This is a genomic window from Bradyrhizobium sp. AUGA SZCCT0182 (assembly GCF_018130185.1).
Lineage (GTDB): Bacteria > Pseudomonadota > Alphaproteobacteria > Rhizobiales > Xanthobacteraceae > Bradyrhizobium.
This window is the reverse complement of the sequence record NZ_JAFCLY010000067.1, coordinates 23,889-40,068: the sequence shown is the minus strand read 5'-3', so window position 1 is coordinate 40,068 and position 16,180 is coordinate 23,889. Positions and strand designations below refer to the sequence as shown.

The window sequence follows — 16,180 nt, the reverse complement described above, 5'->3', positions numbered from 1 at the left end:
ACGACCTCCCATAAACCCCGCAACGCCCGCCTCGATCGCCCCATCTTAATCGAGGCACCGAGACTTACGACCCATACGCCGCGTCCTATCATTAAGGCACACTGGCAGTTGCCTTCCTCAACAAAGGCCGCGACGGATGGGTCCCGACGTTCGCCGGGACGACCGCGAGGGGTGCCCCTACGCCGCCTTCTTTTTCTCCCGCTCCATCTCGCGGCCGATGCCGAGCATGATGTTGCGCAGCCAGATCGAGCCGGGGTCCATCTGGGCGCGGGTCGGGTAGAACATGAACTGCTCGTCGATCCCGGGATCGAACGGCGGGGTGATGGTTACGAGCGACAATTGCCTGGACAAAGCGCCGATCAGGCGGCGCGGCACGAAGGCCACCAGATCCGTGCGCGCGGTGACGTGCAGCGCCTCGATATAGCCGGGCACGACCAGCGCGATCTTCCGTTCGATGCCCTTGGGCCGCAGCCAGATGTCGATCAGATCCTCGCTCTGGCCGCGGATCACAACCGCGACATGCCGCGCGCTGAGGAAGCCGTCGCGCTTTTTCAGTTTGGCGGCGGCGGGATGGCCGCGGCGCACCGCCAGCGCATCGCTGTCGGTGTAAAGGCGCTGGCGGTGAAAGCCGCGGAAGGCGTCGCCGATCGAGATCACGAGATCGAGGGTGCGGGCGAATTCGGCGGTTAAGATTGCAGAGCTCCGCCACGGCACCACGTCGATCCGGACGTTCGGCGCCAGTCCGGTGATCTTCTCCATCAGCGGCGGCATCAGCAGCTCGACCGCGAGATCCGGCATCATCAGGCGAAAATGCCGTTCGCTCCGCGCGGCGTCGAAATCGTCCGATATGAACAGGGAGCGCACCTGGTCGAGCGCCTGCGCCAGCGGGCCGCGCAACGCCAGCGCACGCGGCGTCAGCTCCATGCGGGCGCCGTTCCGCACCAGCAAGGGATCGCCGATCAGGTCGCGCAGCCGCTGTAGCGCGTGGCTGGTGGCCGGCTGCGATAGCCCGATCCGCATCGCGGCCCGGCTGACATTGCCTTCAAGCAGCAGCGCGTCGAGCGCCACCAATAGATTGAGGTCAAGCGAATTCAAATTCATGAGACGAATATATATCATATTCTCTATCGATTGGAAGAATGTGGCTCTGCGCGCGATGATCTGAAACATCAGATCAAAGGAGAAGCCGCCCATGAGCGCCGCCGACAACAAGAAATTGATGGAGACAATTTTCGCCGGCGTTGCCGCCGGCGATCGGACTTCGTTCGCCGATGCCCTGGCCGACGACGTCACCATGACTGTCACGGGCCAGTACTCGTGGTCGCAGACCTTTCACGGCAAGGAATCCGTGCTCCGTGACCTCCACGGCTATGTCTCTTCCCTGTTGAAGCATCGCCGCACCGTTCCGTTCCGGATCATCGCCGACGATGAATGGGTCGCGGTGGAAGCGCGGGGCGACATGGTGACCCACGCCGGCGAGCGCTACGACAATCATTGTTGCCTGATCTACCGGATCGAGAACGGCAAGATTCGCGAAATCCGTGAGTACAACGACTCGGCCCTGTGCGAGCGCGTGCTCGGGCCGTTTCCGCAAGCGCGGAAGCTTGCGGGCTAGTGCATTGAGCAGTGTCTGCGCCGGCGACCGGCATCAACAACGCCACGTGCGAACACGCCTGCGTTCGACGCGCGCGGTCATCGCGGCTATCATCGCTCTCGTCCGGGTCTGGCGGGAGCGCCGCCGTTCCCGGCGTCAACTCTCTGTCATGAGCGCGCGCGAATTAGAGGATATCGGACTCTGCCGGCCCGAGCTGGGCGGCGAGATCGGCAAGCCGTTCTGGCGGAAATAAAAAAGGGAGATCGATATGAGCAAGGAAATCTTCAGCCCGGCGACGCTGCCGCCGCCGACGGGCTATTCGCACATCGCCAAGGTCAACAAGGGCACGCTGGTCTATGTGGCGGGTCAGGTCGCGGCCGACGCGTCCGGCAAGATGGTCGGCGAGGGCAATTTCGAGGCTCAGGTCGAGCAGGTGTTCAAGAACCTCACACTCGCGCTGGAAGCGGCCGGTGCCACCATGGCCGACATCGTCAAGCTGAACACCTATCTCGTCGCCGAGGTAAGCCAGGACGACCTGCCGAAAATGCGGGCGATACGCGACCGCTACCTGAACAAGGAAAAGCCGCCCGCGAGCACGCTCGTGGTCGTCAGCCGCCTGGCGCGGCCGGGCTGGCTGATCGAAATCGAGGTGGTGGCGGCGATCGACTAAAGCGTTTTCGAGCGAAGTGGATACCGGTTCGCGTGAAGAAAACGCGTCAAACAAGAACTGCGCCTGAAACGAAAACGGCGCCTGAAGGGGCGCCGTTTTGCTTTGGCCAGTTTTTGCGGATCAGGCCGCCTTGGTAGAGAGGTGCTTGAACATGTTGCCGCGCGCCTCGTCGTCCATCTCGGCCTTGAAGGTGAACTTGTCTTTCAGCGCGATCGCCTTGGCCGCCGCGGGACGCGCCGATATCTCGTCGACCAGCCGCTTGACGTTGGCGTATTTCGCGGCGGCTTCGTCGTTCATCACGAAGGCGGCCATCCGCGCCCAGCCCCACAGCGCCATGTCTGCAACGGTGTAGGTGTCGCCGACCATATACTTCTTGCCGGCGAGGTGATCGTTCAGCACGGCGTAGTGGCGCTGCGCCTCGAACTGGTAGCGGTTATGGGCATAGTCGTGGTTCTGGTCCTTCGGCGCAAAGTGCTTGAAGTGCACCGCCTGGCCCGAATAGGGCCCGATGCCGGTCGCGACGAACATCAGCCATGAGAGCAGCTGCGCGCGGTTCTGCGGCGTGTTTGATGGCAGGAATTTACCGGTCTTCTCGGCGAGGTAGAGCAGGATGGCGTTGCTGTCGAACACGAGCACGCCGTCGTCGTCGATCGCCGGCACCTTGGCGTTGGGATTGATCTTCAAAAATTCCGGCTTGAACTGATCGCCCTTGCGCGTGTCGACCGCGACCGGCTCGAATGGCTGACCCAATTCCTCGAGGAAGAGCGCGACTTTGGTCGGGTTGGGCGAACCGTTGAAATAGAATTTGAGCATTTTTGGAAAACTCCCTTTTGCTTCTTGCCTGCCAGCGTTGCGAGCCGGGCGCGGGTGACCCTACCGCAGCGCGGCATGTCCATGCTCAAATTTTTGGAAGCAGTGCAACCGACGAGTTCGTGAGGGTGGCTATTAGCTTCTCGGCGTCGTTCCCCGATGTGCAATTGCACATCCGAGGATGCGCCGCTTGGCGCAGGCCCGGAAGCCATAACCACGATCGTGAGTATGGATTCCCCGATGCGCAATTACGCATCGTGGCTCTCGCTTCGCGAGCCCCGGAATGACGGAAAGCCCGGAATGACGGAAAGATTGTGTGTCAGGCCTAAAGGGCCCTAGCAGAACGGCAACCCGCGCTGATCAGCCGAGGTAGAAAAAGCCCACCAGCCCGACAACGATCAATCCCGCACCCGCCAGGTCGATGATGGTTGCGAAACGAATGGCCGAGTGCAAGTTCGACGCCTGAATCATCCGCTCCGACCGGCGCGCATAGCCGTGGACGATGATCTGCTGGTTGAAATCGCTGTTCGCTTCCAGCCGCTCGGTCAGGCCGACGCAGATCAGGAGCACGCCGAGGATGACGAAGCCGGGAAAGCCCAGCAGGGTGAATAGCAGCATGGGGGGCACGCCGATCAGAAAGATCGGCAGCAGTGGCAACACCAGTAATGAATCGGATTGGGAGCGCATCGGACGGCTCGCTGCGGCCGAAAATGACGGCCTGTATGGGTGTAAGGAAGTAACTAGTATAGCTACGGATCAAGGCGAAACGAGGTGCGGCAGACTGCGAAAATCACAGGGCTGCCATCTCGCAGGCTGCGACGCCGTGGCCAGGTTGAAGGCAGGATGAAAAAAGCCGCAGCGGAGCGTTACCCCGCCGCCATTCCGGAGCGGATCTCGGCGCGCAGCTCGTCGATCAGCTTGAGGCCTTTCTTGGTCTCGACGTGCCAGAAGGTCCAGCCGTTGCAGGCGCCGGAGCCCTGGGCCACCGCGCCGATGCGGTGGATCGAGCCGACCTTGTCGCCGAGCATGATGGCGCCGTCGGCGCGGACCAAGGCGCCGTGGCGCTTCTTGGAATCGACCAGCTTGGTGCCGGGCGAGATCATGCCGCGCTCGATCAGTTCGGAGAACGCCACACGGGGTGCGTCGCGGGCGGTCATGAAGGGCGCCAGCGTCGCCTCGGGCAGCGGTTCGATGGCCGCGATGCGGGCTTCGGCCGCGCTCGCATAGGTCTTGTCGCGCTCGAAGCCGATGTAGCGGCGGCCGAGACGTTTTGCCACGGCGCCGGTGGTGCCGGTGCCGTTGAAGGGATCGATCACGAGATCGCCGGGCTTTGACGACGACAGCAGCACGCGCGCCAAAAGGCCCTCGGGCTTCTGGGTCGGATGCACTTTCTTGCCGTCTTCGCCCTTGAGGCGCTCGTCGCCGGTGCAAAGCGGAATCAGCCAGTCGGAACGCGCCTGCACGTCCTCGTTGGCGGCCTTCAGGGCTTCATAGTTGAAGGTATAGCCTTTTGCTTTCTCGTCGCGCGCCGCCCAGATCATGGTCTCGTGCGCATTGGTGAAGCGGCGGCCGCGGAAATTCGGCATCGGATTGGACTTGCGCCAGACGATGTCGTTGAGGACCCAGAAGCCGAGGTCCTGCATGATCGAGCCGACGCGGAAAATGTTGTGGTAGGAGCCGATCACCCACAGCGTTGCCGACGGCTTCATGACGCGGCGGCAGGCCAGCAGCCAGGCGCGGGTGAAATCGTCATAGGCGGCAAAGGATGAAAACTTGTCCCAGTCGTTGTTGACGGCATCGACATGGGATTCGTCGGGGCGCTTGAGATCGCCCTTGAGCTGCAGATTGTACGGCGGATCTGCGAACACCAGATCGACGGAGCCTGCCGGAAGCTTCGACATCTCGGCGACGCAATCGCCTACGACGATACGAACACTCTCTTCGGACTCAAATTTAGTGCGGGGCGCCCTTGCAGACGCCCCGCGACGCGACTCTACCATGACTCAATTACTCTGACTCAGGCGACGCTGTCGGCGACGCGGGACTAAACAACCGACTGGCGATACATTGACCGGGCAAAGTAAAAATCGACTTAATCAGTATTGCTGCTCGGACAGATTTGCCGGGGCTGATTAGCGTTTAAGCGCACTAAAGCGATTTGCAGCGAGGCCTGTCCCGCACTTGATGCGGGATGGATGCCGGTTCGCGTCAGGAAAACGCGTCAAATCAAGAATCTGGCGCCCCGTTCCGATTCAATCGGAATGGAAACGGCGCTAGGCAATAATTGCCGGGCGGGTTATTGATTAATGGAATGGAAATTTTACGTCTGTGCCGCGTTGGGTATCCAAGGGCAATCCGCCGGGATGAGGAATTTGCGCCATGCGTTACGATGACTTCCGCCGCAGCGACTCTATCGACGACCGTCGCGATGACAGCGGCGGTGGTGGCGGCGGCGGCTTCGGCATTCCGATGGGCGGCGGTGGCGGGCTCGGCATCGGCACCATCATCGTGCTCGGCCTGCTCGGCTATGCCTTCGGCATCGACCCGCGCATCCTGATCGGCGGCGCGGAAATTCTCACCGGCGGCAGCCAGCAGGCGCCGACCTACCAGACCGAGCGCAAGTCGGGCCCGGCCACCACAGGCGCGCCCAAGGACGAGATGGGCAGCATGATCGCCGGCGTGCTCGGCGAGATCGACGATCGCTGGAACGAGATCTTCCAGGCCAGTGGGCAAACCTACAAGGGACCGCGCATCGTGCTGTTCCGCAACGCCACCAATGGCGGGCGCTGCGGCATGGCGCAGTCGGCGATGGGACCGTTCTACTGCCCGCCGGACAAGCAGATCTTCCTCGACACCGCGTTCTTCCGCGACGTCGAGACGAAGTTTCGCGGCTGTTCGGGCAGCTCCTGCAAATTCACCACCGCCTATATCATCGCGCATGAGGCCGGCCATCACATCCAGAACCTGCTCGGCATCCTGCCGCGCGTGCAGCGGATGCAGGAGCAGGCCGGCAGCAAGGCGGAAGCCAACGCGCTGCAGGTCAAGGTCGAGTTGCAGGCGGATTGCCTGTCCGGCGTCTGGGTCAACCGCGAGGAAAAGAAACGTCCGGGCTTCGTCGAACCCGGCGATATCGAAGCCGCGCTGACTACGGCGACCGCGATCGGCGATGACACGCTGCAGCGCAAGGCGACGGGCAGGGTGGTGCCTGATTCATTCACCCACGGCTCCGCCGCACAGCGCAAGCAATGGTTCATGACCGGCTACAAGCAGGGCACCGTGCAGTCCTGCAATACGTTTGCCGCGGGGGCGATGTAGAACGCGGTAGCTCGACAAGGATTGGCGTCATGGCAGGGCGTAGGCGAGTGAAGCGACGCCGTCCTTCACGGCTATGCCCGGCCATCCACGTCTTTGCTTTTTGAGAGACTTTAAGACGTGGATGCCCGGCACAAGACCGGGCATGACGAGAAGAAGAAATCATGTCCTCCATCGACGAAACCAAACAATTCGTACCGCTCAATATCGCCGTGCTGACGATCTCGGACACGCGCGCGCTTGCCGATGACAAGTCGGGGGCGACGCTGGCGGAGCGGCTGGTCGCCGCCGGCCATCATCTCGCGGCGCGCGAAATCATCGTCGACGACGTCGATGCGATCCGCGTCATCATCCGAAGGTGGATCGCCGATCCTGGTGTCGATGCCATCATCACGACAGGCGGCACTGGTTTTACCGGCCGCGACGTCACGCCGGAGGCGGTCGAGCCGCTGTTCGAGAAGCGGATGGACGGTTTCTCCACCGCCTTCCACATGCTGAGCTACGCCAAGATCGGCGCCTCGACGGTGCAGAGCCGCGCCACCGCCGGGGTCGCGGGTGCGACCTTCATCTTCTGCCTGCCGGGCTCGCCCGGCGCCTGCCGCGACGGCTGGGACGGCATCCTCGCCGCCCAGCTCGATTACCGCACCCGCCCGTGCAATTTCGTCGAGATCATGCCGCGGCTCGACGAGCATCTGCGCCGCCCAAAGGCCAAGGGAGCGTCGGTGTAGCCGTATCCGTAGGATGGGTAGAGCGAAGCGAAACCCATCATTGCGAGTCCCGGTGTTGCGATGGGTTTCGCTTCGCTCTACCCATCCTACGGACTTCCGTTATTTGCGGGCGATGACCTTGGTCAGCAAAGCCCACAATCCGCGCCACATGTCGCGCCACGCGTCTTCGCGCAGCTGATGCGCTCTCTTGATGTAGAAATCGAGCAGGTCCGGCGTGACGCGCCGCGGCGTGTCGCGACGCCCCGGCTTCACAGTTCGCGTTCCCAGGTCTCGCCAACCAAACTTTGACCAAAACTTCGATGCGGCTCGGTCGCGACCAGCACAAAGCCGGCGTCCTGATAGATCTTGCGGGCGGCGACCAGGATGCTCTGGGTCCACAGCGTCATCCTGCGATAGCCGGTCGCCCGCGCGAAGGCGACGCATTCGGCGACCAGCTGCTGGCCCAATCGCTGGCCGCGTCCGGCCGGATCGACCAGAAGCAGGCGCAGCTTGGCGACATCGTCGCTATGCTTGACCACAAAGACCGAGCCGACCTGGACGCCGCCCTGCTCGGCAATCCAGCAGCGCTCGCGCGAGGCGTCGAACGAGGTCAGGAATTTCGCCGCGATCTCCGCCACCAGCGCTTCGAACGAGGAGTCAAAGCCATATTCGCTGGCGTAGAAGGCGCCGTGGCTCTGCACCACCCAGCCCATGTCGCCGGGGCGGTGGGTGCGCAGGATCGCTGGCGCCGCCGCGCCTGATACGCCGAGCAGCCGCTCGATCTCGGCCATCGCGCCGACGAGCTTCTGGCTGCCGCCGCGCGGCAACGCGGCCAGCATCGCACCGATGTCGTCCTGCATGCTGCGCTCGAGTTTGGTGAAGGTCTGGCGTCCCTTGGGCGTCAGGGCGAGCCGGAATTGCCGCCGGTCCGCCGGCAGCGGCTTGCGGGTGAGCAATCCATTCTCATCGAAGTTTTGCACGATCCGGCTGAGATAGCCGGCATCGAGCCCGAGTTCGGCGCCGATCTCCTTGGCCGAGAGGTCTTCGCGATAGGCGAGCTCGTACAGCACCCGCGCCTCGCTGAGCGAGAACGGGCTCTTCATGAGTTGCTGGTCGAGCACGCCGAGCTTGCGGGTGTAGAAGCGATTGAAGGCGCGGACCGCCGCGACCTCTTGGTCGGAATTGTTCTGGGACATGGCGCACCTCAATTCTTGCCAATGTCATATAATTATTTGACTTTGGCAAGTATATTCAGATGCGAACCGAACCCGTGCTACTTTGCATGGGGTTGTTTTCGCGATTTTGTGTCTGAGCCCCCGGTGTCGAAGACGCGCGTGAACGCGCTGGCGGAGGCGCCTAGGCTACCACCATGATCCGGCTGCGCAGCATGGTGCGGGAGCGCCGGCCGAGCTGGCGCAGCAGCCGGGCTTCGGAACGGCGGACGTCCGGCCGGTAGCCGCCGAGCCGGTCGTAATGATCGTGCGCAATGAGAAGACCCTGTTCCGCCGAGGGCCCCGTAACCATGCGGGCGATGAATTTGAGGCCATCGCGGAAACTAGCGTCGGAATAAGGCGAGCGGGCATAGCGGAAGATCCCGGCGCGGGGCCGGCCGCTGGCCGCTACACCCTGGATGAATTGCGCGGTCTCTTCGATCCAGCCCGAGTCGAGCACGGCGCCGGCATGCAGGAACATCAGCCAGGGCGAGCGCGCTTGCCGGGCACCGGCGGCGAGCGCCGCGGCACGGCTGCCTTCAAACGCCATGAAGCGGCAGCCCGCTACGTCGGCCACGCGCTCGATCACGCCGTTCGCGGTGCGGTCCACCAGCACCACTTCGCGGATCAAACCGGCGGCGGCTCCCGGCACCAGCGCCGCCAGGGTAGCGACGGCGGGCTGTTCGACGCCTTCGGTCGGGATGATCACGCTCAGCATGAGGCTTCGTTGGCTCAAACGGTGAAAAACGCCGCTTGTTATCACCTTGTCACATTCAAAACATCCGTTGCCGTGCAGATTTTTGCGGCAGCCATGCTGTGGATTTTTCAAATGATGTTCTTGATTTGTTCTCAGCGCGTGTTACGTTCCCTGCATGAGCCGAGCATCCTCTCATGCCCTCAAGCACCCGCCGGTCACGGCGCCCTCCGAACCGGCGGGTGCTAATCCTTTTCCTGAGCTGGCGGTCGCGATCGAGCGCGAGCGGCGGCGTGGCCGCGGCGCCCAGTCCAACGACAGCGGCCGCTTCGAGGCCGAAGCCCGCGTCGTCTTCGACGATGGCTGGCAGAGCCTCGAAGACCTGCCGCCGTTCAAGACCACGGTCGGGCTCGACACCTCGCGCAAGGTCATCACCCGCAACGACTCGCCCGATATCGGCTTCGACCGCTCGATCAACCCCTATCGCGGCTGCGAGCATGGCTGCGTCTACTGCTTCGCGCGGCCGACCCACGCCTATCTCGGGCTGTCGCCCGGACTTGATTTTGAAACCCAGCTGCTCGCCAAGCCCGATGCGCCGGAGTTGCTGGAAAAGGAACTGGCGGCATCGGGCTACGAACCGCGCATGATCGCGATCGGCACCAATACGGATCCCTATCAACCCATCGAGCGCAAATACAAGATCATGCGCGGCATTCTCGAAGTGCTGGAACGTGCCGGCCATCCGGTCGGCATTGTCACCAAATCGGCGCTGGTGACGCGCGACATCGACATCCTCCAGCGGATGGCAAAACGCAATCTGGTCAAGGTCGCACTGTCCGTGACGACGCTCGATGCCAAACTCGCGCGCACCATGGAGCCGCGAGCCTCGACGCCGCCGAAGCGGCTGGAGGCGATACGGCAACTGGCGGAGGCCGGCATTCCGGCAACCGTGATGGTCGCGCCTGTGATCCCCGCGCTGAACGATTCCGAGATCGAACGCATCCTCGATGCCGCGGCCCATGCCGGCGCGAAAGAGGCGAGTTATGTGCTGCTACGGCTGCCGCTGGAAGTGCGCGATCTCTTCCGCGAGTGGCTGATGGCGAATTATCCCGACCGTTATCGCCACGTCTTCACCTTGATCCGCGACATGCGCGGCGGCCGCGACTACGACTCGCAATGGGGAACCCGGATGAAGGGAACCGGGCCGATGGCCTGGATGATCGGACGCCGCTTCCAAATCGCCTGCGAGAAGCTTGGACTGAACAAGCGGCGCCTGAAACTGACCACCGACCATTTCGTCAAGCCGAAGCGAAACGGTCAGCAGTTGAGCTTGTTTTGATTTTGGTAGCGTGAGTGCCAAGGATCGGCAGGATGAGTAACGAGTTGAAGACCCCAATCCCGCGACTGACCGTCATCACCCTCGGCGTCAGCAACATGCGCGCCAGCATCGCCTTTTATGAAGCGCTGGGTTTTGCGCGAAGAATTCGCTCGACCGGCGAGGCGGTTGCCTTCTTCGACACCGGCGGCCCCGTGATCGGGCTGTTCCCGTGGGATCAGCTGGCACAGGACGCAACGCTGCCGGACCATCCGCGGCCCAAGACCTTCCGCGGCGTGACGCTGGCGTGGAATTGCGCCTCACGCGAGGAAGTCGACACCGTGCTGGATTTCGCGATCGCCAAGGGCGCCTCGCTGCTCAAGGCCGCGCATGAGACGGCTTATGGCGGCTACTCCGGATATTTCGCCGATCCTGACAATCATCCCTGGGAAGTCGTGGTCGCCCCCGGCATCGAGGTCGGCGAAGACCGGCGGGTGCATTTGGCGGATTAGGTCAGTGCCGATCTGTCGTGACTGAATAACGGGAATTGCACCCGGTTCCCGGTTGCGCGCTGGCGCGTGCTTGCCCACCATCCCGGCATGATTCGGGAAAAATCATCCAGGAAACCAGCGGCCAAGCCGGGCGCCAAATCGGCAAAACTGCCGAAAGGCGTGATCGCGCTGGCACCGCCGAGCTTTCGCCGTGAGCGCGCGCTGATCAAGCGCGGCGTCTGGCCGATCGCCGGTTGCGACGAGGCCGGGCGGGGTCCCCTGGCCGGCCCGGTGGTGGCCGCCGCCGTGATTCTTGATCCCAAACGAATTCCCAAAGGCATCGACGATTCGAAGCGGCTGACGGCGGAGCGCCGTGAGGAACTGTTCGAAGAGATTTGCGCGACCTCGTCGTTCGCGGTCGCCTTTGCCTCGCCGGCGCGTATTGATCGCGACAATATCTTGCGCGCCTCGCTGTGGGCGCTGACGCGCGCCGTGCGCGCGCTGCCGGAAATCCCCAAACATGTGTTCGTCGACGGCCGCGACCGGATCGAGGCGCCGTGCGACTGCGACGCCGTGATCGGCGGCGATGGCATCGTGATGTCGATCGCGGCCGCTTCGATCATCGCCAAGGTAACGCGCGACCGCCTGATGTGTGCGCTGGCGCTGGATTGCCCGGGCTACGGGTTCGAGACCCACAAGGGCTACGCCGTGCCGGAACATCGCGAGGCGCTCGACCGGTTAGGTCCCAGCGTCCACCACCGCCGTTTCTTCGCGCCCGTCATCGCCGCGCGTGAAAAACATCAGCCCGGCACCGTTGAGCCCGATCTGTTCACGGTCGAAACGCAAATCAGCGCTGAGGTTGTGACGACCGCCTAAGGCACCTTGCCTTGACGCGTTTTCTTGACGCGAGCCGGTATCCCTTGAAAACGCTATGGTTGCCTCGGCGGCTGGTGCGCTCTATCAAACGTGCTCGGACAGGGCCGGCTCTCGGGATCGGCGCCCGCATCTCGGACGTTTCATGCGTTTCACCTCCCTGGTTGTCGAACTGATCCGCGCCCGGCCGCGGCTGGTGGTCTGGCTCGTGGTGCTGCTGCAGGCGGCAATGTGGCTGATCCTGCCGATGCTGCTCTATCGCAGCCCACCCGGCGATATCGCCACGGTTCTGGCATTCGGCAGGGAATATCAGGTCGGAACCTATTTCGGCCCGCCGCTGGCGTTCTGGCTTGCCGACATCGCCTTCCGCGCGGCCGGCAATCATGTGTTCGGGGTCTATCTGCTCGCGCAGATCTGCGCGGTCGTCACTTTCTGGGGCTTCTATCAGCTCGCGCGCGCCATCGTCGGCGGTCAGCAGGCGGTGCTCGCGGTGCTCTTGAGCATGACGGTGGTGGCCTTCAGCTCGCCCGGCGTCGAATTCGGCCCGCTGGTGCTGGCGCGGCCGCTGTGGGCGCTGTTGCTGCTGCATTCCTGGCGATTGATCGGCCAGAACCGGCGCACCGCCTGGTTCGCCTGGTCGATCGAAGCGGGCCTGTTGCTCCTGACGACGTCGGCCGCGCTCGGGCTGTTGCTGCTGATCGCCGGATTTGCCGTCGCCACCGCGCGCGGGCGGCGCACCTTGATGTCGCTCGATCCACTGTATGCGCTGCTGGTGATCGTGGTACTGGTGCTGCCCTACCTGATCTGGGTCGTTCGCGCCGACGTGCTGGCGATGCCCCCCTTGCCGGGTATCGATGATCTCTTGGGCAGGGCGATGCACTGGGGCACCCTGCTCGGCGGCCTGGCGCTGGCGACGGCCGGCATCGTGCTGCTCGTGATCCTCAACTCCGGCGCGTTTGTCCGCAAGGCCGAGGAAGCGCCGATCATCTACCGGCCGCAGATCGATCCCCTGGCGCGCCAGTTCGTCTATACGTTCGCCATCGGCCCGGCGCTGTTTGGCAGCCTGATTGCCGGCGTGTTCAATCTCGAGCGCGTTACCGGCGGCGCCGGCGTTGCCTTGCTGATGTCGGGGCTGGCCGTGATCGTGGCGACCGGCGATCTCGTGTATCTGCGGCGCCAGCGGCTGCTCCGCACGGTCTGGGCCGCGGCGGTCGCAGCCCCGGCTTTCGTGGCCATCGCGGCCACGCTGTTCCTGCCCTGGACCAGCGGCGCCGAAGTGCCGACCTCGCTGCCGGCGCGGACGATCGCGCATTTCTTCGGCGACAGCTTTGAGCGGCGCACCAACCAGCGGCTGCGCGCGGTGGCCGGCGATCCGCAGCTCGCGAGCTTCGTCGCGATGGATACCGGGCGTCCGCATCTGTTGCTCGACGCCACGCCGGAACGCACGCCGTGGCTTTCGCTCGCGAAGTTCAACGAAACCGGCGGCGTCGTGGTCTGGCGTGCCTCCGACACCTCGGGCACGCCACCTCCCGAGATCGCACTGCGCTTTCCCGGCCTCGTGCCGGAAGTGCCGCGCGCGTTCGAATGGATGGTGAATGGAAGGCAGCCGCTGCTGCGCGTCGGCTGGGCTATCGTGCGGCCGAAAGCGCCGTAGACGATAGTGTCATTCCGGGGCGATGCGAAGCATCGAACCCGGAATCTCGAGATTCCCCGATGCGCAATTGCGCATCTGTGGTCTGGTTCTTCGGACCATCCCGGAATGACAATTCAATTGTCAGGATGAGGAAACCTTCTCCAATTCCTTCGCGATCGCGCGCAGATCCTGCCACGACATCCGCTTGTACGACGGTGAGCGCAGCAGATAGGCCGGGTGGAACGTCGCGATGGCGCGGATGGAGCGCGTGCCGGTGTCGTAATCGAACCATTTGCCGCGGGTCTTCATGATGCCCTCGCGGGTCGACAGCAACGTCTGCGTCGAGGGATTGCCGAGCGTCACCAGCACGTCCGGATTGACCAGTTCGATCTGCCGCTGAATGAACGGCAGGCAGATTTGCGTTTCCTGCGGCGTCGGCGTGCGGTTGCCGGGCGGCCGCCATGGGATCACGTTGGCAATATAAGCTTTGCTGCGGTCGAGCCCGATCGCCGCGATCATGCGGTCGAGCAATTTGCCGGAACGGCCGACGAACGGCAGCCCCTCGATATCCTCGTCGCGTCCAGGGGCTTCGCCGACGAACATGATTCGCGCTTTCGGATTGCCGTCGCAGAACACCAGCCGTGTTGCGGTGTGCTTGAGCGCGCAGCCGTCGAAATTCTCCAGAAGCGCGCGCAGCGCCTCCAGTGACGGCGCGGTTCGTGCCATTTCCCGCGCCGAGGCGATCGCGGCTTCCGGCGCCGGCGCTATTTCGCTGCGCGAAACTGCAGGCGCCGCTGCGGGCGTTTCCCGCACCAGTCTTTGCGGCGCGGCTTCGCGCGGCGCGGCGATGGTAGCGCTGTCGGGCTCGGCGAGCCGGTCGATCGGCTCATCGGCCAACGCGCAATCGACCCCGGCCTCGAGATAAAAGGCCAGCAATTGCTGAACGGTAGGGGAGGGTTCGGGCGCGATGGACATCGTTCCAATCTAGGATGTATTCGGGGGCAGCGAAATGCCTGAGATTTCATTTCGATGGTTGTTCTCGGCGCAAAAATCGGAAACAAACGAACCTTAGAGCCGTTCTCAATTGGGCTGAGACCAGAACATGAGCACCGAAGAACTTCCGCCGCGTGAGTCCATGGAATTTGACGTCGTGATCGTCGGCGCCGGGCCGTCCGGCCTGGCGGCTGCGATCCGTCTCAAGCAACTCAACGCCGATCTCAACATCGTCGTGGTGGAGAAGGGCTCCGAAGTCGGCGCGCATATTCTGTCGGGCGCCGTGATCGATCCGGTTTCGCTCGACAAACTGATTCCGGATTGGCGCGAGGACGCCGACTGCCCGCTGAAGACGCAGGTCAAGGACGACCGCTTCTACTGGATGACGGGCGGAAGCGCGATCCGGCTGCCGGGTTTCGCAATGCCGCCGCTGATGAGCAACCATCATTGCTATATCGGCTCGCTCGGTGATGTCTGCCGCTGGCTGGCGCCGAAAGCCGAAGCACTCGGCGTCGAGATCTATCCGGGCTTTGCCGCTACCGAAGTGCTCTACGACGAACAAGGCGCGGTGCGCGGCATTGCGACCGGCGACATGGGCATCGCCAGGGACGGCAGCCACAAGGATTCGTTCACCCGCGGTATGGAACTGCTCGGCAAGTACACGCTGTTCGCCGAAGGCGCGCGCGGCAGCCTCTCCAAGCAATTGATCGCGAAGTTCTCGCTCGACGCCAACAGCGAGCCGCCGAAATTCGGCATCGGGCTGAAGGAAGTCTGGGAGATCGACCCGGCCAAGCATCAGAAGGGCCTGATCCAGCATTCGTTCGGCTGGCCGCTGGACAACAAGACCGGCGGCGGCTCGTTCCTCTATCATTACGACGACAACAAGGTGGCGGTCGGCTTCGTTGTGCATCTCAATTACGACGACCCCTATCTGTCGCCGTTCGACGAGTTCCAGCGCTTCAAGACCCATCCTTCGATCCGCGCCGTGTTCGAAGGCGGCAAGCGGCTGGCCTATGGCGCGCGCGCGATCACCGAAGGCGGCTACCAGTCGGTGCCGCGCTTAAGCTTTCCGGGCGGCGCGCTGATCGGTTGCGCGGCAGGCTTTGTCAACGTGCCGCGCATCAAGGGCGTGCACAACGCGATGGGCAGCGGCATGCTCGCCGCCGAACACCTCGTGGCCGCGCTCGGTGCCGGCCGCGCCAATGATGAACTGGCCGAATACGAGAATGCGTGGCGCGGTTCGCAGGTCGGCAAGGACCTTTACCCGATCCGCAACGTCAAACCCCTGTGGTCGAAGTTCGGCACCCTGATCGGCGTACCGCTCGGCGGCCTCGACATGTGGACCAACACGCTGTTCGGCTTCTCATTGTTCGGAACCCTGTCGCACGCCAAGCCGGATCGCAAGACGCTGGATCCGGCCAGGACGCACACGCCGATAGCGCCGGTGAAGCCGGACGGCAAACTGACCTTCGACAAGCTGTCGTCGGTATTCCTGTCCAACACCAACCATGAGGAAGACCAGCCGATCCACCTCAAGGTCGCGGACATGAACCTGCAGAAGACCTCCGAGCACGACGTCTTTGCCGGTCCGTCCAACCGCTATTGCCCGGCCGGCGTCTACGAATGGGTCGAGGAGGCCTCCGGCCCGCGCTTCCAGATCAACGCCCAGAATTGCGTCCACTGCAAAACCTGCGACGTCAAAGACCCGAACGGCAATATCACCTGGGTTCCGCCGGAAGGTGGCGGCGGGCCCAATTACCAGGGGATGTGACCACGATTACGTGAGTTTAATGGCGGAGGGCCGCAGGTGTCGGGGTAACCCCGGTACCGGCCACGATACCGCCACAGTACAAGCGTCTTCCGGGGCTGCGGGCAAA

The 16,180-nt window shown here is 63.5% G+C and carries 18 protein-coding genes; 10 read left to right on the top strand and 8 right to left on the bottom strand.

All coding sequences use genetic code 11. The annotated features are described in order from the left end of the window. Positions 1-177 precede the first annotated feature (177 nt). Positions 178-1,101: a LysR family transcriptional regulator gene (locus tag JQ611_RS39240; protein WP_212269493.1), complete on the bottom strand. Its 924-nt coding sequence runs from the start codon at positions 1,099-1,101 to the stop codon at positions 178-180. A 91-nt stretch (positions 1,102-1,192) separates the two neighbouring features. On the opposite strand from JQ611_RS39240, the gene JQ611_RS39235 reads away from it, so the two are divergent. From JQ611_RS39235 to JQ611_RS39225, 3 genes are read left to right on the top strand one after another with little or no spacing between them, the layout of a single operon-like run. After that, positions 1,193-1,615, top strand: coding sequence for a nuclear transport factor 2 family protein (locus tag JQ611_RS39235; protein ID WP_212468574.1), 423 nt, complete (start codon positions 1,193-1,195; stop codon positions 1,613-1,615). Beyond that, positions 1,542-1,847: a DUF1127 domain-containing protein gene (locus tag JQ611_RS39230; RefSeq protein WP_312012388.1), complete on the top strand. Its 306-nt coding sequence runs from the start codon at positions 1,542-1,544 to the stop codon at positions 1,845-1,847. Before JQ611_RS39235 ends, JQ611_RS39230 begins: the two co-directional genes overlap by 74 nt. Before the next feature lie 15 nt (positions 1,848-1,862). Then, positions 1,863-2,264, top strand: coding sequence for a RidA family protein (locus tag JQ611_RS39225; RefSeq protein ID WP_212468572.1), 402 nt, complete (start codon positions 1,863-1,865; stop codon positions 2,262-2,264). A 120-nt stretch (positions 2,265-2,384) separates the two neighbouring features. On the opposite strand, the gene JQ611_RS39220 is transcribed toward JQ611_RS39225, so the two are convergent. The 3 genes from JQ611_RS39220 to JQ611_RS39210 all read right to left on the bottom strand — a co-directional run bounded on the left by JQ611_RS39220 (position 2,385) and on the right by JQ611_RS39210 (position 5,074). Beyond that, a complete protein-coding gene (locus JQ611_RS39220; RefSeq protein ID WP_212269490.1) occupies positions 2,385-3,077 on the bottom strand; it encodes a glutathione S-transferase family protein in 693 nt (230 codons plus the stop codon). A gap of 357 nt (positions 3,078-3,434) precedes the next feature. Then, the gene (locus JQ611_RS39215) at positions 3,435-3,761 is read right to left on the bottom strand and encodes a hypothetical protein (RefSeq protein WP_212468570.1); all 327 of its coding nucleotides are present in this window, start codon (positions 3,759-3,761) and stop codon (positions 3,435-3,437) included. Between the two features lie 179 nt (positions 3,762-3,940). After that, a complete protein-coding gene (locus JQ611_RS39210; protein WP_212468568.1) occupies positions 3,941-5,074 on the bottom strand; it encodes a site-specific DNA-methyltransferase in 1,134 nt (377 codons plus the stop codon). 379 nt (positions 5,075-5,453) lie between these two features. Between JQ611_RS39210 and JQ611_RS39205 the strand changes: the two genes are divergently transcribed. After that, complete coding sequence (locus JQ611_RS39205; RefSeq protein ID WP_212468566.1) at positions 5,454-6,389, top strand: neutral zinc metallopeptidase; 936 nt, start codon at positions 5,454-5,456, stop codon at positions 6,387-6,389. 161 nt (positions 6,390-6,550) lie between these two features. After that, positions 6,551-7,114: a molybdenum cofactor biosynthesis protein B gene (gene moaB / locus JQ611_RS39200; RefSeq protein ID WP_212035440.1), complete on the top strand. Its 564-nt coding sequence runs from the start codon at positions 6,551-6,553 to the stop codon at positions 7,112-7,114. Positions 7,115-7,213: 99 nt separating this feature from the next. Here moaB and JQ611_RS39195 read toward each other — a convergent pair whose 3' ends face one another. The 3 genes from JQ611_RS39195 to JQ611_RS39185 form a co-directional block, all read right to left on the bottom strand. Continuing rightward, positions 7,214-7,366, bottom strand: coding sequence for an RSP_7527 family protein (locus JQ611_RS39195; RefSeq protein WP_212269486.1), 153 nt, complete (start codon positions 7,364-7,366; stop codon positions 7,214-7,216). Then, entirely contained in the window at positions 7,363-8,289 is a 927-nt protein-coding gene (locus JQ611_RS39190; protein WP_212468565.1) for a helix-turn-helix domain-containing GNAT family N-acetyltransferase, read from the bottom strand. The genes JQ611_RS39195 and JQ611_RS39190 overlap by 4 nt, the downstream gene beginning before the upstream one ends. Before the next feature lie 160 nt (positions 8,290-8,449). After that, positions 8,450-9,022, bottom strand: a complete 573-nt coding sequence (locus JQ611_RS39185; RefSeq protein WP_212269484.1) for a glycosyl transferase — start codon at positions 9,020-9,022, stop codon at positions 8,450-8,452. 154 nt (positions 9,023-9,176) lie between these two features. On the opposite strand from JQ611_RS39185, the gene JQ611_RS39180 reads away from it, so the two are divergent. The 4 genes from JQ611_RS39180 (at position 9,177) to JQ611_RS39165 (ending at position 13,331) form a co-directional block, all read left to right on the top strand. After that, positions 9,177-10,337 carry a PA0069 family radical SAM protein gene (locus JQ611_RS39180; protein ID WP_212468563.1) on the top strand — a complete coding sequence of 387 codons (1,161 nt, stop codon included), beginning with the start codon at positions 9,177-9,179 and terminating at the stop codon, positions 10,335-10,337. Between the two features lie 32 nt (positions 10,338-10,369). Next, positions 10,370-10,825 (top strand): VOC family protein, encoded by a 456-nt coding sequence (locus JQ611_RS39175; protein ID WP_212387714.1) that lies wholly within the window; start codon positions 10,370-10,372, stop codon positions 10,823-10,825. Positions 10,826-10,912: 87 nt separating this feature from the next. Beyond that, positions 10,913-11,680: a ribonuclease HII gene (locus JQ611_RS39170; RefSeq protein WP_212468561.1), complete on the top strand. Its 768-nt coding sequence runs from the start codon at positions 10,913-10,915 to the stop codon at positions 11,678-11,680. Positions 11,681-11,822: 142 nt separating this feature from the next. Continuing rightward, positions 11,823-13,331, top strand: coding sequence for a glycosyltransferase family 39 protein (locus JQ611_RS39165; RefSeq protein ID WP_212468559.1), 1,509 nt, complete (start codon positions 11,823-11,825; stop codon positions 13,329-13,331). Between the two features lie 120 nt (positions 13,332-13,451). On the opposite strand, the gene JQ611_RS39160 is transcribed toward JQ611_RS39165, so the two are convergent. After that, positions 13,452-14,279, bottom strand: a complete 828-nt coding sequence (locus JQ611_RS39160; protein WP_212468576.1) for a uracil-DNA glycosylase family protein — start codon at positions 14,277-14,279, stop codon at positions 13,452-13,454. Between the two features lie 133 nt (positions 14,280-14,412). Between JQ611_RS39160 and JQ611_RS39155 the strand changes: the two genes are divergently transcribed. Next, positions 14,413-16,074 (top strand): electron transfer flavoprotein-ubiquinone oxidoreductase, encoded by a 1,662-nt coding sequence (locus JQ611_RS39155; protein WP_212468557.1) that lies wholly within the window; start codon positions 14,413-14,415, stop codon positions 16,072-16,074. Positions 16,075-16,180: the final 106 nt, after the last annotated feature.

Excerpts from the sequence above, each read along its gene's own strand:
- JQ611_RS39240 (WP_212269493.1), bottom strand. The coding sequence starts at position 1,101 with ATGAATTTGAATTCGCTTGACCTCAATCTATTGGTGGCGCTCGACGCG.
- JQ611_RS39235 (WP_212468574.1), top strand. The coding sequence starts at position 1,193 with ATGAGCGCCGCCGACAACAAGAAATTGATGGAGACAATTTTCGCCGGC.
- JQ611_RS39225 (WP_212468572.1), top strand. The coding sequence starts at position 1,863 with ATGAGCAAGGAAATCTTCAGCCCGGCGACGCTGCCGCCGCCGACGGGC.
- JQ611_RS39220 (WP_212269490.1), bottom strand. The coding sequence starts at position 3,077 with ATGCTCAAATTCTATTTCAACGGTTCGCCCAACCCGACCAAAGTCGCG.
- JQ611_RS39215 (WP_212468570.1), bottom strand. The coding sequence starts at position 3,761 with ATGCGCTCCCAATCCGATTCATTACTGGTGTTGCCACTGCTGCCGATC.
- JQ611_RS39210 (WP_212468568.1), bottom strand. The coding sequence starts at position 5,074 with ATGGTAGAGTCGCGTCGCGGGGCGTCTGCAAGGGCGCCCCGCACTAAA.
- JQ611_RS39205 (WP_212468566.1), top strand. The coding sequence starts at position 5,454 with ATGCGTTACGATGACTTCCGCCGCAGCGACTCTATCGACGACCGTCGC.
- moaB (WP_212035440.1), top strand. The coding sequence starts at position 6,551 with ATGTCCTCCATCGACGAAACCAAACAATTCGTACCGCTCAATATCGCC.
- JQ611_RS39190 (WP_212468565.1), bottom strand. The coding sequence starts at position 8,289 with ATGTCCCAGAACAATTCCGACCAAGAGGTCGCGGCGGTCCGCGCCTTC.
- JQ611_RS39185 (WP_212269484.1), bottom strand. The coding sequence starts at position 9,022 with ATGCTGAGCGTGATCATCCCGACCGAAGGCGTCGAACAGCCCGCCGTC.
- JQ611_RS39180 (WP_212468563.1), top strand. The coding sequence starts at position 9,177 with ATGAGCCGAGCATCCTCTCATGCCCTCAAGCACCCGCCGGTCACGGCG.
- JQ611_RS39175 (WP_212387714.1), top strand. The coding sequence starts at position 10,370 with ATGAGTAACGAGTTGAAGACCCCAATCCCGCGACTGACCGTCATCACC.
- JQ611_RS39170 (WP_212468561.1), top strand. The coding sequence starts at position 10,913 with ATGATTCGGGAAAAATCATCCAGGAAACCAGCGGCCAAGCCGGGCGCC.
- JQ611_RS39165 (WP_212468559.1), top strand. The coding sequence starts at position 11,823 with ATGCGTTTCACCTCCCTGGTTGTCGAACTGATCCGCGCCCGGCCGCGG.
- JQ611_RS39155 (WP_212468557.1), top strand. The coding sequence starts at position 14,413 with ATGAGCACCGAAGAACTTCCGCCGCGTGAGTCCATGGAATTTGACGTC.